General features: G+C 52.7%; 14 protein-coding genes. 4 read left to right on the top strand and 10 right to left on the bottom strand.

Going from position 1 to position 14,696, the window contains the following annotated elements; all coding sequences use genetic code 11:
* Positions 1 to 25 precede the first annotated feature (25 nt).
* The 10 genes from BO53_RS0106175 to BO53_RS0106130 all read right to left on the bottom strand — a co-directional run bounded on the left by BO53_RS0106175 (position 26) and on the right by BO53_RS0106130 (position 11,540).
* A complete protein-coding gene (locus tag BO53_RS0106175) occupies positions 26 to 1,234 on the bottom strand; it encodes a CamS family sex pheromone protein (RefSeq protein WP_031546612.1) in 1,209 nt (402 codons plus the stop codon).
* 2 nt (positions 1,235 to 1,236) lie between these two features.
* Complete coding sequence (gene ligA, locus BO53_RS0106170) at positions 1,237 to 3,216, bottom strand: NAD-dependent DNA ligase LigA (RefSeq protein ID WP_156956105.1); 1,980 nt, start codon at positions 3,214 to 3,216, stop codon at positions 1,237 to 1,239.
* Positions 3,217 to 5,382, bottom strand: a complete 2,166-nt coding sequence (gene pcrA / locus BO53_RS0106165) for a DNA helicase PcrA (RefSeq protein ID WP_031546608.1) — start codon at positions 5,380 to 5,382, stop codon at positions 3,217 to 3,219.
* A 15-nt stretch (positions 5,383 to 5,397) separates the two neighbouring features.
* Positions 5,398 to 6,066, bottom strand: a complete 669-nt coding sequence (gene pcrB / locus BO53_RS0106160) for a heptaprenylglyceryl phosphate synthase (RefSeq protein ID WP_031546607.1) — start codon at positions 6,064 to 6,066, stop codon at positions 5,398 to 5,400.
* 132 nt (positions 6,067 to 6,198) lie between these two features.
* Positions 6,199 to 6,885: a M15 family metallopeptidase gene (locus BO53_RS0106155; protein ID WP_031546606.1), complete on the bottom strand. Its 687-nt coding sequence runs from the start codon at positions 6,883 to 6,885 to the stop codon at positions 6,199 to 6,201.
* 71 nt (positions 6,886 to 6,956) lie between these two features.
* A complete protein-coding gene (gene purB / locus BO53_RS0106150) occupies positions 6,957 to 8,252 on the bottom strand; it encodes an adenylosuccinate lyase (protein WP_031546603.1) in 1,296 nt (431 codons plus the stop codon).
* A 120-nt stretch (positions 8,253 to 8,372) separates the two neighbouring features.
* Entirely contained in the window at positions 8,373 to 8,558 is a 186-nt protein-coding gene (locus tag BO53_RS0106145; RefSeq protein WP_031546601.1) for an NETI motif-containing protein, read from the bottom strand.
* Positions 8,536 to 9,180 carry a DUF2179 domain-containing protein gene (locus tag BO53_RS0106140; RefSeq protein WP_156956104.1) on the bottom strand — a complete coding sequence of 215 codons (645 nt, stop codon included), beginning with the start codon at positions 9,178 to 9,180 and terminating at the stop codon, positions 8,536 to 8,538. The genes BO53_RS0106145 and BO53_RS0106140 overlap by 23 nt, the downstream gene beginning before the upstream one ends.
* Positions 9,181 to 9,235: 55 nt before the next feature.
* Positions 9,236 to 10,081, bottom strand: a complete 846-nt coding sequence (gene nadE, locus BO53_RS0106135) for an ammonia-dependent NAD(+) synthetase (RefSeq protein WP_031546598.1) — start codon at positions 10,079 to 10,081, stop codon at positions 9,236 to 9,238.
* A gap of 7 nt (positions 10,082 to 10,088) precedes the next feature.
* On the bottom strand, positions 10,089 to 11,540 hold the full coding sequence (locus BO53_RS0106130) for a nicotinate phosphoribosyltransferase (RefSeq protein ID WP_031546596.1): 1,452 nt from the start codon (positions 11,538 to 11,540) through the stop codon (positions 10,089 to 10,091).
* 94 nt (positions 11,541 to 11,634) lie between these two features.
* Here BO53_RS0106130 and BO53_RS0106125 point away from each other — a divergent pair, with 94 nt between their 5' ends.
* The 4 genes from BO53_RS0106125 to BO53_RS0106110 all read left to right on the top strand — a co-directional run bounded on the left by BO53_RS0106125 (position 11,635) and on the right by BO53_RS0106110 (position 14,667).
* Positions 11,635 to 12,813: an MFS transporter gene (locus BO53_RS0106125; RefSeq protein WP_031546594.1), complete on the top strand. Its 1,179-nt coding sequence runs from the start codon at positions 11,635 to 11,637 to the stop codon at positions 12,811 to 12,813.
* A 37-nt stretch (positions 12,814 to 12,850) separates the two neighbouring features.
* Positions 12,851 to 13,402 (top strand): cysteine hydrolase family protein, encoded by a 552-nt coding sequence (locus BO53_RS0106120; protein WP_031546593.1) that lies wholly within the window; start codon positions 12,851 to 12,853, stop codon positions 13,400 to 13,402.
* A gap of 65 nt (positions 13,403 to 13,467) precedes the next feature.
* Positions 13,468 to 14,391 carry a manganese-dependent inorganic pyrophosphatase gene (locus BO53_RS0106115; RefSeq protein WP_031546591.1) on the top strand — a complete coding sequence of 308 codons (924 nt, stop codon included), beginning with the start codon at positions 13,468 to 13,470 and terminating at the stop codon, positions 14,389 to 14,391.
* A gap of 12 nt (positions 14,392 to 14,403) precedes the next feature.
* A complete protein-coding gene (locus tag BO53_RS0106110) occupies positions 14,404 to 14,667 on the top strand; it encodes a GNAT family N-acetyltransferase (RefSeq protein ID WP_031546589.1) in 264 nt (87 codons plus the stop codon).
* The last annotated feature ends 29 nt before the right edge of the window (positions 14,668 to 14,696 follow it).

The following is a 14,696-nucleotide window of genomic DNA, read 5'->3' as shown; positions in this document are numbered from 1 at the left end:
GAGGGATGCTCCTTTTTTGTCGATGCTAGTCGTAGATGTGCACGCTGATCTCCTCTTCCTCGTCTTTGGTGATCAATGCGTATGACTGGTTCTTATCTTCGATTGAAACCTCGACCTCAATGTTCCTGAAATGCTCAGACACGAGGTTCCTGACATACTGTGTCAGGCCGATGACCTCGCCCCTGCTGCTGTACTCCAGGGGAATCTCTATCGTAAGCTGCTCAAGTGTCCCATCCACGAAGTATCCGTGGCCGATTGAAGTCGTGAAACTGTCGAAGTATGATTCCAATTTCCTGTTGAAGTTCTGGTATTCACTGTTGATCTCTTCACTGATTGCACTCGCATCAGAAGAAGGGAGGAGCACATAGTTCTCATTGACCTGCTGGAAGCTCGATATTTCGTCCTCCCCGCCTTCCACTACTGCTGTCGATACGAAGTTGCCTGGAGTGATGGCCGTGTCGGTGGACTGTATGAAAATGCCGAAAACGATCCTCATGTCCCTGTAGTCTTCATTGGCCCGTATGCGCTCAAGAATTTCCTCGGCCATCTGCTCCCCTTCCTGCCTGACTTTCTCCGGATCGAGCGCTCTTGTGAATGTCGGTCCATACTGCTCTTTCTGATACTGGTATTCACTGTTCATCGCCAGCCCGATCGTCATCCCACCGAATTCAAGCGCCTCTTCATCTTCGGTCTGCACCATATAGTTCTGTTCCAGTATATGGGACAGGTACAGCGGTGCCTCCTCGGCAATCACTTCCGGATCTGTTTCCCCCTCAACCGAAGGGTTGAGCCCAAGGTTGCTGAATGCATTGTTCTGTGCCTTCTCCTCCTCGGACATCTCCTCGATCTCTTCCACAGTGTAGCTGCGGCCAAGATAGCCGCGTACCATCTCTTCTGTGAACACCTGTCCCTCCCGGAATACATATTCGTCCGGGCTGAATGATCCTTTGCTCAACTCAAAAAGGCCCTTTTCGAATGCTTCAATGTTGTAGTTCGACACCATGTTGGAACTGGTGAGTCCGCGGGATGGTGAAAGTTCGTAGGGGATGACTGTGCGATAGTGTTCCACTTCATCGCTCGAAGTCACCATCTCCTCCTGCTCTTCCACCGGCACCGTTTCCACTTCGCCATCGCGTTCCCCCTGATCCTGGTTCTGCTGCACGGCCTCCTCAGAGCCGCACGCTGCCAGAAGGAGCATTAGAGACAACAGCGATACTATATGTTTTTTCTTCATGGCTACTGCCCCATCTTCTCTATGAATTCATTTTCGTTCCAGACCGTCACGTCAAGGGACTGTGCCTTTTCAAGCTTGCTGCCGGCTTCCTCCCCTGCAACGACGACATCCGTCCTGCTGGAAACGCTGCCGGTCACTTTTCCGCCAGCGTTCTCTATCATCGACTTTGCTTCGTTCCTTGTCAGCTCTGAAAGCTTTCCGGTCAGAACGAAAGTCATTCCCTCGAACGCGCCGCCTGAGGCTTCCTGCATCTCCTCCGTCATATTGACGCCGTAGCGCTCCAATTTGCCTATCAGATCCTTGAAATCCGGGTGCTGGGTATAGGTGACGATGGAGGCTGCAATCTTCTCACCGATTTCCGGGATTTCTATGAAGCGTTCTTTCGGCTGCTTCATGATCTCCTCCATCGATCCGAATTCCTGTGCGATGAGTTCGGACGCCTTCGTGCCGAGAAACCTGATGCCGAGGCCGACCAGGAGCTTCCTCAATGGGTTGTCCTTGGAGTCCTCGATTGCTCCGAGCAGATTTTCAACCTTCTTCTCTCCCATCCGCTCGAGCGGAATGAGCTCCTCATATGTCAAAGCGTAGATATCACCGACATCCTTAATGAGTTCGGCCTCAAACAGCTGGCGGACCACCTTTTCACCGAGGCCGTCGATGTTCATGGCGCTTCTCGAGACGAAGTGGATCATGCCTTCGACGAGCTGGGCCGGGCAGCCGGGATTAATGCAGCGGATGGCGACTTCATCCTCCAGCTTGACCGTATCATGACCACATCCCGGGCACTTGGTCGGTGCTTCATAGACCGCCTGATCCGTCCTTTCCTCAAGTATCGGCCGGACGACTTCCGGAATGATATCCCCTGCCTTCCGGATGATCACCTTGTCATTGATGCGGATATCCTTCTCCTCTATCAGTTCATGATTGTGCAGGGAGGCTCTTGCAACGGTCGTTCCGGCCACCCTGACCGGCTTTAGTATCGCAGTCGGTGTAATTGCACCGGTGCGTCCCACCGTCAATTCGATGTCGATCAGATCCGTGACCACCTCTTCGGCGGGGAACTTGTAGGCGATCGCCCATCTCGGCGACTTCGCCGTGTAGCCCAGTTCATCCTGGCTGCTGAAGGCATTGACCTTGATGACGATGCCATCGATATCATACTCAAGGTCATTGCGGTGGTTCTCCCAGTATTCTATGTACTCGAGAACGTCGTCGATGCTTTCGACGAGCTTCCTTTCCCTGTTGGTCTTGAAGCCGGCCGCGTCCAATTCATCCAGCGCTGCACTCTGCGTCTCCGCCTCAAGCTCCGTCAGATCATTCACGCTGTACAGGAAGACCGAAAGGTTCCGCTTGGCCGCAAGTTTCGGATCAAGCTGCCGCAGCGATCCTGCCGCCGCATTCCTCGGGTTCTGAAATGGTGTTTCCCCATTCTTCTCCTTCTCTTCATTGAGCTTTTCAAAAGATGATTTCGGCATATATGCCTCTCCCCTGACTTCAAAGGAGAGCGGCCGATCCAGGGTCAGTGGAATTGCACGGATGGTCCGGAGGTTGGAGGTAATGTTCTCACCAACCGTCCCGTCACCACGGGTCGTCCCCTGTACGAACCGTCCCGATTCATATTTCAACGAAACGGCAAGACCGTCTATCTTGAGCTCGCACATGTATTCCACTTCCCCCACAGCTTCCCGGACCCGCTTGTCGAACGCCCTGAGACCCTCTTCATTGAAGGCGTTGGCCAGGCTGAGCATCGGTGTATCATGGGCCACTTTCTCAAATCGACTGAGGACTGCACCGCCCACCCTTACAGTCGGGGACGTATCCGTCTTGTACTCCGGGTATTGTTCCTCCAGGGCGATGAGTTCATGCAGCAGCCTGTCATACTCGCTATCAGGAATGGTCGGATTGTCGAGCACATGGTATTCATAGTTATAGCGGTTCAGCTTATCCTGCAGTGCCTTGATTTTCTCTTCCATTGGATCCACCTACTCCTTCTTTTCAATCGGTGCAAAATTCGCAAGCAGTCGTTTGACGCCGACTTTGGTGAAGATGATGTCCAGTTCCTGGCTGTCGCCTTCCCCTTTGATTGCCGAGATGATGCCATCTCCAAACTTTTTATGCTCGACCTTGTCTCCGATGGAGAAGCTGACGCCGCTGTTGTTCGTCACTACACGGCTTCTTTTCGGCGCCTGTTTCTTCCGGCTATTGCTGGTGAAGAAACCATTCTGTTCGAATGAACTGCCGCCATCCATCAGTGTTTCCGGAATCTCCGCCAGGAAGCGGCTCTGCATGTTCGTCTCCGTTTTGCCGTAGATCATGCGGCTGTTGGCCCGTGAGAGGAACAGCTGGTCTTCAGCCCGGGTGAGTGCCACATACATCAGACGTCTTTCCTCTTCAAGTTCCTTGTCATCGTAGGCGACCCGTCTTGAAGGGAAGATGCCTTCCTCGAGGCCCACGATGAAGACAATCTTGAACTCGAGACCTTTTGAAGCATGCATCGTCATGAGTGTCACCCCACTGTCGTCTTCGACACCGTCCTGGTCGGACACAAGTGCCATGTCACTCAGGAATGTGAAGAGCAGATCATCAGAAATCTCATTATCCCTGTCGAATTCGCTTGTGACCGTCTTGAATTCCTCGAGGTTTTCGATACGGCTTCTCGACTCGATCGTCTTCTCCGCCTCAAGCATTTCCATATAGCCTGTCGTTTTCAGCACTTCATCCACCAGTTCGGTGATGGTGATGAATCTGGCCTTCTGCTGCAGCTTCTCAAGCAGATCGACAAGACCCATCAGCTTGACGACAGCCGTCTTCGGGATGCCGATGAAGTCGGATTCCTTGATTGCCTCGAAGATGCTGATGCCGGTATTTTGTCCATGTGCCTTCAGTTTATCGACCGTCTTCGGCCCGAGGCCCCGCTTCGGTGTATTGACGATGCGCTCGAAACTGATATCATCGTTCGGATTCAGGATGACCTTCAGATAGCTCATCAGATCCTTGATCTCCTTGCGGTCGTAGAATTTGATGCCGCCGACCATCTTATATGGGATGTTCGATTTGACAAGTGTATCCTCTATGGCCCTCGACTGGGCATTCGTCCGGTACAGGATCGCCATGTCGCTGTAGCTGTATTTGCCTGAGAGATCCAGTATGTTCCTGACGACCTCCTCGGCCTCGCCACGTTCCGAGTCGGCAACGAGGTTCTGAAGCTTCGGTCCGCCATCCCGGTCGGTACGGAGCGCCTTCGGCTTGCGCTCCGTATTGTTCTTGATGACGGCATTTGCCGCATCCAGGATATTCTTGCTTGAACGGTAATTCTGCTCCAGCTTGATGACGACCGCTTCCGGGTAGTCATCCTCGAAGTTGAGGATATTGGTGATGTCCGCACCCCTGAATTTATAGATGGACTGGTCGGAATCCCCCACCACGCAGATATTGCGGTATTTCGCCGCAAGCTGTCTGATCAGACGGTACTGTGCATGGTTCGTATCCTGGTATTCGTCCACATGGATGTACTGAAAACGGTTCTGGTAGTACTCCAGAACCTTAGGCTCCTTATCGAACAGCTCGATTGTAAGCATGATCAGGTCGTCGAAATCGAGGGCACTATTGCGGTAGAGGATCTGCTGGTAGTCATGATAAATTTCACTGTACAGCGTATCCGGGTAGGCCGCTGCATCCCTGATGCTCTCCTCCGGCCGGATCAGCTGGTTCTTCTTGTCGGAGATGAAGCCGATGATGCCTCTTGGATTATGCTGCTTTATGTCCAGATTGCGCCGCTTCAGTATATCTTTGACGACGGATTTCTGGTCCGTCGGATCGAGGATGGAGAAGCTGTTCTCATATCCCAGGTGGTTTATATTGCTTCTCAGTATCCGCACACACATGGAGTGGAAGGTGGAGATCCACATATTCTCCGCACCTTCCGATACCAGTGCAGCGACACGGTCCTTCATCTCCCTTGCCGCCTTGTTGGTGAATGTGATGGCCAGTATGTTTCTTGCCGGCACTTCCTTCTCGCCGAGCAGATAGGCGACCCGGTGCGTCAGCACCCGGGTCTTCCCACTGCCTGCCCCTGCCATGATGAGCAGCGGCCCTTCGGTCGTCCGGATGGCTTTCTTCTGTTCTTTATTCATCAAACTTAGATCCATTATAAAAACTCCAATTTATTTAATGATTGTCCTGAGTGCTTTCTTCGGGCTGTCGTAGATGACATTCCCCACGACGATGGTGTCGGCGTACTGTGCCATCTCTTCGGCTTCCGCCTTTGAGGAGATGCCTCCCCCATAGATGATGTGGGAGTGCTCTGCATTTTCACGCACGGTCTTCATGATCTCCGCATCTCCGTAGGTGCCACTGTACTCAATATATATATACTCGGTCTGATAGAGCTTGTCCATCATATTGATGTAGTGTGGAAGCACCTCAGGCGCCACACGTTTCCCTTCCGCCTTTTTGAAGGCCTTGCATTCCGGGTTCATGATGATGTATGGAAGCAGAGACACCTCATCATAATCAAGCAGATGCCCATACTCCGACAATGCCTCGAGCATCAGTCCATGCTGCCACTTGATGTCGTCCGTATTGAACACTGCCGGAATGAAATAGTGGTCGAATCCGGGCATAACGGCTTCGGTCGATGTCACTTCCAGTGCGACCGGTACAGAGAATCGCCGCACCCGCGCCATCAGGTTCAGCACATTGTCCTCCGTGATGCCGTCAGTGCCGCCGATGATGACGGCGTCCGTATCCGACTCGCAGATCCGGGTCAGGTCTTCGTCGCTGATCTCCTTTGCAGGGTCCAGCTTGAATACATGTTTGCAATCTTTAAGCATTTATAAAACTCCCATCAGAATTCATAAGGATATTATAGCATTTTTAGCATGCTGCTGTTTTATTATATATGCGATTTTTACAAGACTTCAAAAGCAAAAATGACCCGCCCGGCTGATGCCGGTCAGGTCATTCTAATCGATGCCCAGGTATTCCTCAAGGGACAGGCCGCTTTCATATATCGCTTCTGCTTCGTCACCGACATATCTCAGGTGCCACGGCTCATACATGTACCCCGTGATATGCTCTTTCCCTTCGGGATAGCGGACGATGAACCCGTACTCATGGGCCACATCCTTCATCCATTCGTACTCCGGCGTATCACCGAACTCGACGGTAAGGTTGGAGGCACTGTCAGCGGAGCCGACATCGACGGTAAGCCCGGTCTGATGCTCCGAATGCCCGGGCCTTGCGCTGTACTGGTCGGCCGCTTCCTGCCCGTCACGGGCGACATACCTGTTGTACAGCTGCTCCTGATACTGGTAGGTTCTGAAATCGCTGACCAGCACAAAGTCGAGCCCACGTTCCGCCCCGTCACGGAACATCTGCTGGTAGGCCTCTATGACTTCCGGCTGGAGCCCCGGGTTGTAATCGGCCGGCAGAGGAATTTCCTTATTGACGACCAGAATATCATCAACGTAGGTGACGCCATCGATGACCTCGATATCCGGGAGTGCCTCGAGCTCTCCTATTTCAGCCACGGCATACCCTTTTTCAAAAGTCCCATGCGCCTGTGTTTCTGTTTCATCCAGGGTGATGCCACACCCGGCCACAACAAGGACCAGTACAGGCAGCAGACCCAATTTCATACTTTTGTACATTAAACCGCTCCTTCAGCAATCGGTAGATTCATCTTATCACATTCCCGCCTGCTGTTTTAAGAGAATTGCGGCTATTCCAGTCCTGCCCTCTGGAAAATGATGTCCACGCGTTTCAAGTGGTGGTTTTCATCGAAGCACTCCTCTATCTCCTCTGCAGTCAGAAGGTCCTGGATGCGCGCGTCCTCTTCCACCAGTTCCCTGAATGGTACTTTCGTCTCCCACGATTCCATCGCCTTCGGCTGGACGAGATCATATGCCTCTTCACGCACAAGACCTTTGTCGATCAGCGTGAGCATGACACGCTGGGAGTAGACGAGACCGAAAGTCTTGTCGATGTTCGCCCTCATGTTGTCCTCGAAGACCGTGAGGTTTCTGATGATGTTGGTAAACCGGCTCAGCATGTAGTCGAGCCCGATCGTCACATCCGGCAGCATGATCCGCTCGGCCGAAGAGTGCGAGATGTCCCGCTCGTGCCATAGCGGCACATTTTCATAGGCCGTTGTGATGTAGCCGCGGATGACGCGGGAGAGCCCCGTCACATTTTCACTCCCGATCGGATTGCGCTTGTGCGGCATGGCACTGGAACCCTTCTGCCCTTTGCCGAACGCCTCTTCCACTTCCCGTGTTTCGGTCTTCTGCAATCCGCGTATTTCCACCGCAAACTTCTCGATTGATGTCGCAATCAGGCCGAGTGTCGCTATGTAGTAGGCATGGCGGTCACGCTGCAGCGTCTGGGTCGATACTTCAGCCGTGTCGAGTCCGAGGTGTTCGCATACATAGCTCTCCACTTCCGGTGGAATGTTTGCGAATGTGCCGACGGCACCGCTCATCTTGCCGACCTCAATCTCCTTCCTGACATTTCTGAAGCGTTCGAGGTTGCGTTTCATCTCAGTGTACCAGAGCGCCATCTTGATGCCGAAGGTCGTCGGTTCCGCATGGACACCGTGTGTACGTCCCATCATCAATGTCGTCTTATGTTCCCGCGCCTTGTCGGCCAGAACTTCAATGAACGCCTCAAGGTCGCTCTCCAGCAGCGCATTCGCCTGCTTGACCAGATAGCTCTGGGCGGTATCCACGACATCGGTGGAGGTCAGTCCGTAATGCACCCACTTCTTCTCCTCACCGAGCGTCTCGGACACCTGGCGTGTAAATGCGACGACGTCATGGCGCGTCTCCGCTTCAATCTCCTTGATGCGGTCCACGTCGATCCGTGCATTCTTCCGGATTTCCTTTACTTCATTCTTTGGTATGTAGCCGAGCTCCGCCCATGCTTCTGACGCAAGGATCTCCACTTCCAGCCATGCTCTGAATCTATTTTCTTCTGTCCATATCTTTGACATTTCCTCACGGGAATAACGAGAAATCATGCATACACGCTCCTTAGTTTTATTTCCTTTCCATTATAACAAAACGCATGAAAAAACGAACAATTTTTTGAAATAAAATAAAATTGTTCGAAAAAATAGGTGGATAAATGAATTATCCGCCTATTCCTCAATCTTTTTTCCTTCAAATACAATTTCCTGATGATCGACGATGCGCTCTCCATTCTGCTCGATGAACACGGGACGCTCCATGCGCCGGACGGGCTGGTAGCCTTCCTCCCGCATCCGGGCAAGGCACGCCTCCAGGGATTCGCCATCTTCCACTTTAAACTTTTTCTTTTTCGACATTTCTCTCACTTTCCGATTCCTCAGCTTCGGAAATTTCCTCCAATACTTCTTCTACATTTTCAGGCTCATAGCTTCTGAGGCGTCTGCGTCTGACACCCTTCGTCCAGAAGCCGCCATTGATGTTCTTCGGTTCATGCGTGATGATGAACGCCCGTTCGTCGAGCTCCTTGATCGTCGCAATGAGCTTGCGTTCATATTTTCTTGGCGTAAGTATCTGCAGCGTCATCCGCTCTCCATCCCGGCCATATTGATAGCCATGCGTGACCCCGTAGCCCAGATCCCTCAGGTTCTTCGGGAGATCCTTGTCTATTTCGGATGTGATCACGTTGACGACCAGATAACCGAGGGCGAGCTTCTCCTCTATCCTGAGGCCGACGAGTATGCCGACCCCGAAACCGAATGCGTACGCGACGACGTTCTGGAACTGGTCCAGGTTCTCAAGCACCAGGCCCAGTCCAATGACGTACACGAAGGTTTCCAGGATGCTGAATATTGCTGCTGTATAACGGTATCCCTTGAGTGTAGAGATGGTACGCAATGTCAGGAAACTCACATAGACGATGTTTATGACAAAGATGACGAGCACCATCAGCCACGGGTTTTGTGATATGGCTGTTATCATTCGATTCTACCTTTCTTTCTGCTTGAATATAGCTGTTCTGCCCAGCAGGGAGATCCTAGTCCTCCTGCTTTTCTCCATAGGCGGGCTTGTTGTAGCGGTGATAAGGAAGATCCCGTTTATGCTGGGTCTTCTTGTACCATCCGATGATGGTCTCGTAGTCTTCGTCCGACACTTCCCTGCCTTCGAGGAAATCGTCAATCGCCTTGTAGCTGACACCAAGCGCCTCTTCGTCGCTGAGCATCGGCTTGTCATCCTCAAGGTCGGCTGTCGGTATCTTGTTGGCGAGGTGCTCCGGTGCTTCAAGATATTCAAGAAGCATCTTGCCCTGACGTTTGTTCAGGCCGAACAGCGGGACGAGGTCGGCTGCACCGTCGCCGAACTTCGTATAGAAGCCTGTGATGGCTTCGGCCGGATGATCCGTCCCCAGCACGACACCATTCGTTGTTGCAGCCACGGCATACTGCGCCTTCATCCGTTCCCGCGCCTTTTCATTGCCCTCGAGGAAGTCCGTCAGTTCGTACCCGGCTTCCTTCAATGAAGCGATGCTGCGCTCCACATTCGGACGGATATCGATGGTCGCGGACGCTGTCGGCTGGATGTATTCAATGGCATCAATGGCATCCTGCTCATCGTTCTGCTTGCCGTACGGCAGGCGGAGCGCATGGAACTCATAGCCGCCCCCTTCGACTTCCTCATTCAGTTCATCGACTGCCATCTGGGCCAGTTTTCCGAGCAGGGTCGAATCCTGGCCGCCCGAAATGCCGAGGACGAATGATTTGATGAATGTATAATTTTTTACATAATCCTTCATGAAATCGATGATTTCCCTGACTTCTGTTCCAGGATCGATTTCCGGCTTCACATTGAACTGCTCAACAATTTCTTTCTGTAATGTTCTCATTCCTACATCACTCCAATGTTTTATTACTTGATTCCTCGATGAGGTCCTGCTTGATCTGCCACAGTTCCCTTGAGAGATCGACCGGATACTCCTCCGGATTGAGGAAACGCTTGTACTCCTCCCACAGCAGACCGAGGCGCTCTTCATGGCGCCGTTTTATCGTGTCGATGTTCTCCGGCTCATACACGCACTCCCCATCAATGAAGATGTCCTTCATCAGCTCCACCGCTCTATAGGAGCGGATGAGCTTCCTTTTCATCGTATGGATGGGGTGGAACATGAGCAGGGGCTCATCTTCCTTTATCTCTTCCCCAAAATGCGTAATGTATTCACCTTCCGACATCCCTGTATTTTTGTTGATGATCCGGTGGATGTTCTTTTTGCCCGGTGTCGTCACCTTTTCCGGGTTGCCTGAAATTTTTATTCTGTTCTCAAGCTCCCCTTCAGCGTTTTCGATGGCCACAAGCTTATAGACCGCGCCGAGCGCCGGCTGGTCGTATGCTGTAATCAGCTTGGTGCCGATGCCCCAGCTGTCGACCTTCGCCCCCTGCGACAGGAGCGACAGGATCGTCACTTCGTCCAGGTCATTCGAGACGATGATCTTCACGTCATGGAAACCGGCATCATCGAGCATCTTCCGCGCCTCTTTGGAAAGGTATGCGATATCGCCGGAATCGAGGCGGATGCCGATGAAGTTGATCCTGTCGCCATACTCTTTGGCCACCTTGATCGCGTTCGGCACGCCGGATTTCAATGTATCAAACGTATCGACGAGGAAGACGCAGTCCTCATGGGAATCCGCGTAGGCCCTGAAGGCATCGTAATCGTCGCCATATGCCTGGACCATGGCGTGGGCGTGTGTACCGCTGGCATTCAGGCCGAAGAGTTTCGCCGCCCTGACATTGCTTGTGCCGTCGAATCCACCGATGATTGCCGCGCGGGCGCCCCACAGTGCAGCATCGAACTCATGGGCCCGGCGCGTACCGAACTCCATCAGTGTGCCGTCAGGCACAATCTGGCGGATGCGGCTCGCCTTCGTTGCAATCAGCGTCTGGAAGTTGACGATGTTGAGCAGTGCGGTCTCGATGAGCTGGGCTTCGATGATCGGCGCCTCCACCTGGACGAGCGGCATATTGGCGAAGACGAGCTCCCCTTCCTGGATGGCGCGCACTTTCCCTGTGAAGCGCAGTTCCTTCAGGTATGCAAGGAAATCCTCCTCATAGCCGATCGACCTTAAATATTCTATGTCCGATTCCGTAAACTTCAGGTTCTTCAGGAAATCGATGATGCGCTCGAGCCCGGCAAAGACGGCATATCCATTGCCGAACGGCATGCTTCTGAAATACAGGTCGAACACGGCGGTCCGGTTCTCCAGGCCCTGCTCCAGATAGGTCTTGCCCATATTGATCTGATACAAATCGGTGTGCAGCATAAAACTGTCATCTTCAAATTGATACATTTTTTACAGTCCCTCCATGAAGTGCTCCAAATCAGTTATAATCATTCTAACACAACCAAATTCTATACCAACATAATATCATTGGAGGAATATCATGAAATTTGCAAGTTTCAGGGCACGCTTCATCATCCTGTCCCTGATCGTCTGCATATCCGGCTTTTCACAGGGGATGCTCCTCCCGCTGATCTCCTTCATCCTGGAGAACCGGGAAGTGCATGCCACACTCAATGGACTGCATGCCTCAGGTCTCTACATAGGCGTACTCGTGTCCGCCCTATTCATCGAAGCCCCGCTCAGGAAATACGGCTTCAGACCCATGATCATCGCCGGAGGCATCATCGTCGGCATCTCCATGCTGCTGTTCCCGGTGCTTGATTCGATATGGATATGGTTCCTGCTCCGCCTGCTTGTCGGCGTCGGCGACAATGTGCTCCACTTCAGCACCCAGACGTGGCTGACACAGAGCACTCCGCAGCACAAGCTCGGCCGTGTCATCGCCTTCTACGGCCTGTTCTTCTCGTTCGGCTTCATGATCGGGCCGAAGGTCAGTGAACTCGTAACCATCTGGGAACCGCTGCCGTTCGTCGTCTCCGGTATACTCACCATGATGGGCTGGCCGCTCATCTTCCTGCTGAAGGGGGCTGAAGACGCGATGCCGGTCGATTCCGGAGTGCCCATCACGCTATTCAACACCTTCCGGAATTTCAGGGCTGTGCTCGCAACGAGCTGGATCGCTTTCCTTTTCCCGATGCTGTTCGGCATCTTCGAGTCGTCGCTCAACAGCAACTTCCCCGTATTTGCAGTCAGGAACGGCTTCGCCCTTTCCGACATCACCTGGATCCTGCCGGCCTTCAGCTTCGGTGCGATTCTCCTGCAGGTGCCGATCGGTGCGCTCGGGGACCGGATTGGCCGCAGCCGGCTCATCACGGTACTTCTCGTGCTCGGGGCTGTGACTTTCCTGTTCATGGAACTCTACAGCAGTTCGTTTGCCATGCTGGTGCTGCTGTTCATACTCGCCGGCGTCTTCGTCGGCTCCATGTATTCTTTAGGCATCAGCTATATGACGGACATTACACCAAAATCGAACCTCCCGGCCGGCAATCTGATGGCCGGCATCCTGTTCAGCCTCGGCAGCATCATCGGCCCGGTCATCGGCGGATACATCATCACCGTGACGGATGGGAACTACTACTTCAGTTTCTTCACCATCATCATCGCCATCATCACCCTGCTGAATATATCATTTATGTATAGGCGGCGGGATATGGCATAATGGATATGAAGAACATAAAACGGAAGGGGGATTATAAATGAACAATGCACTGCTCGTGATCGACTATTCCTACGACTTTGCTGCACCCGACGGCAGGCTGACCGCGGGAGGTGCCGCCCAGGCGATCGAGCCGGCCATCGTGGATCGGATCCGTGCCGCACATGAAGCCGGAGAACCGATATTCTTCATGATGGATCTTCATTTTGAACAGGACACGCTGCACCCGGAAGCGAAACTGTTTCCACCGCACAACATAGAAGGCACGGAGGGCCGCGCGCTGTACGGCAAAGTCCGGGACGCCTATACGGAAATCATGGATGCACCGAACGTCTTCTTCATCGACAAGCGCCGCTACAGCTCCTTTGCAGGTACACCGCTCAACCAGCTGCTCCAGGAGCGGGACATCGATACCGTGACTCTGACCGGCCTTGTGACCGACATCTGCATCATGCATACGGCGGTCGATGCCTACAACAATGGCTATGGCATCGTCGTTCCCGCCTCATGCGTCGCCTCGTTCAACGGCCCGGCACATGAGAGCGCACTCGATCATTTCAAAAATGCACTTGGTGCCACCGTAGAACCATAGAAGGATGAATACTTCAATGGTAAAATGGGAAAAGTAATAACATACCAAAAGGAGAATGAAAAACCATGAGCCAGACCAAAATTTTCGGACACCAGAACCCGGACACCGACACGATCACTTCCGCACTCGTCACAGCGGACATCGAGCAGAAGCTCGGCAATGATGCTGTTGCCTGCCGCCTCGGTGAGATCAACCCCGAAACGCAGTATGCACTCGACCATTTCAGCGTCGAAGCGCCTGCACTGCTTGAATCGCTCGAGGACGATGCACCTGTCATACTGGTGGATCACAATGAGTTCCAGCAGTCTGCAGAGAACATCGAGAAGGCCAACATACTGAAAGTGTTCGACCATCATCGTATAGCCAACTTCCGTACGGAATCACCACTCTACTATCGTGCAGAGCCTGTCGGCTGCACTGCGACAATCCTGAAGAAGGTATATAAGGAGAATGACCTCGATATCTCCAAGGAGATGGCGGGACTCATGCTTTCTGCGATCATTTCGGATACGCTGCTGTTCAAATCGCCGACAACGACCGAGGAGGACAGGAAAGCTGCCGAAGCGCTCAAGGAGATTGCAGAAATCGATCTTGAGGCGTACGGCATCGAAATGCTGAAGGCCGGCGCATCCACAAGTGACAAGTCTGCCGAGGCGCTCATCACCGGAGACGCCAAGACGTTCGAGATGGGAGAACGGACGACACGCATCGCCCAGGTCAACGTCGTCGATGTGGACGAAGTGTTCGAGCGGAAGGAAGAACTTGAATCCGCCATCAATGAACAGATTGAGAAGGACGGCTACGATCTTTTTGTACTTGTCGTCACGGATATCCTGAACTCGAACTCCAGGGTTCTCGCACTTGGTGCACATGCAAACTCCATTGAAAAGGCGTTCGATGTTGCCCTGGATGAGAATTCAGCGGTTCTGGAGGGTGTGGTATCACGCAAGAAGCAGGTAGTGCCGCAGATTACAAAAGCATTGTCATAAGGAGGCATCAATATGCTGAAAAAGGAAGATGGCAGACTTTATCTGGAAGAAGGACATGAAGTGGTTGCAGAACTCATCTACAATGACCATGAGGAGTACTATGATGTGACCAGCACGTATACGAAACCGAGCCACCGCAACAGGGGGCTGGCGAAAGACCTTGTGGATGAAGTGGTCGAAATGGCCCGCGAGGACGGCAAGAAGGTACAGCCGACATGCCCTTATGTGGCCTATGCCATCCGCGACTCAAAATATGATGATATAAAAATAAAATGACATCAGAAAACCCCGCCACAATCAAATGT

The sequence above is a fragment of the Salinicoccus luteus DSM 17002 genome (assembly GCF_000712035.1).
GTDB classification, from domain to species: domain Bacteria; phylum Bacillota; class Bacilli; order Staphylococcales; family Salinicoccaceae; genus Salinicoccus; species Salinicoccus luteus.
The sequence above is the reverse complement of the archived record's forward strand: the minus strand, read 5'-3'. Positions and strand labels throughout refer to the sequence as shown.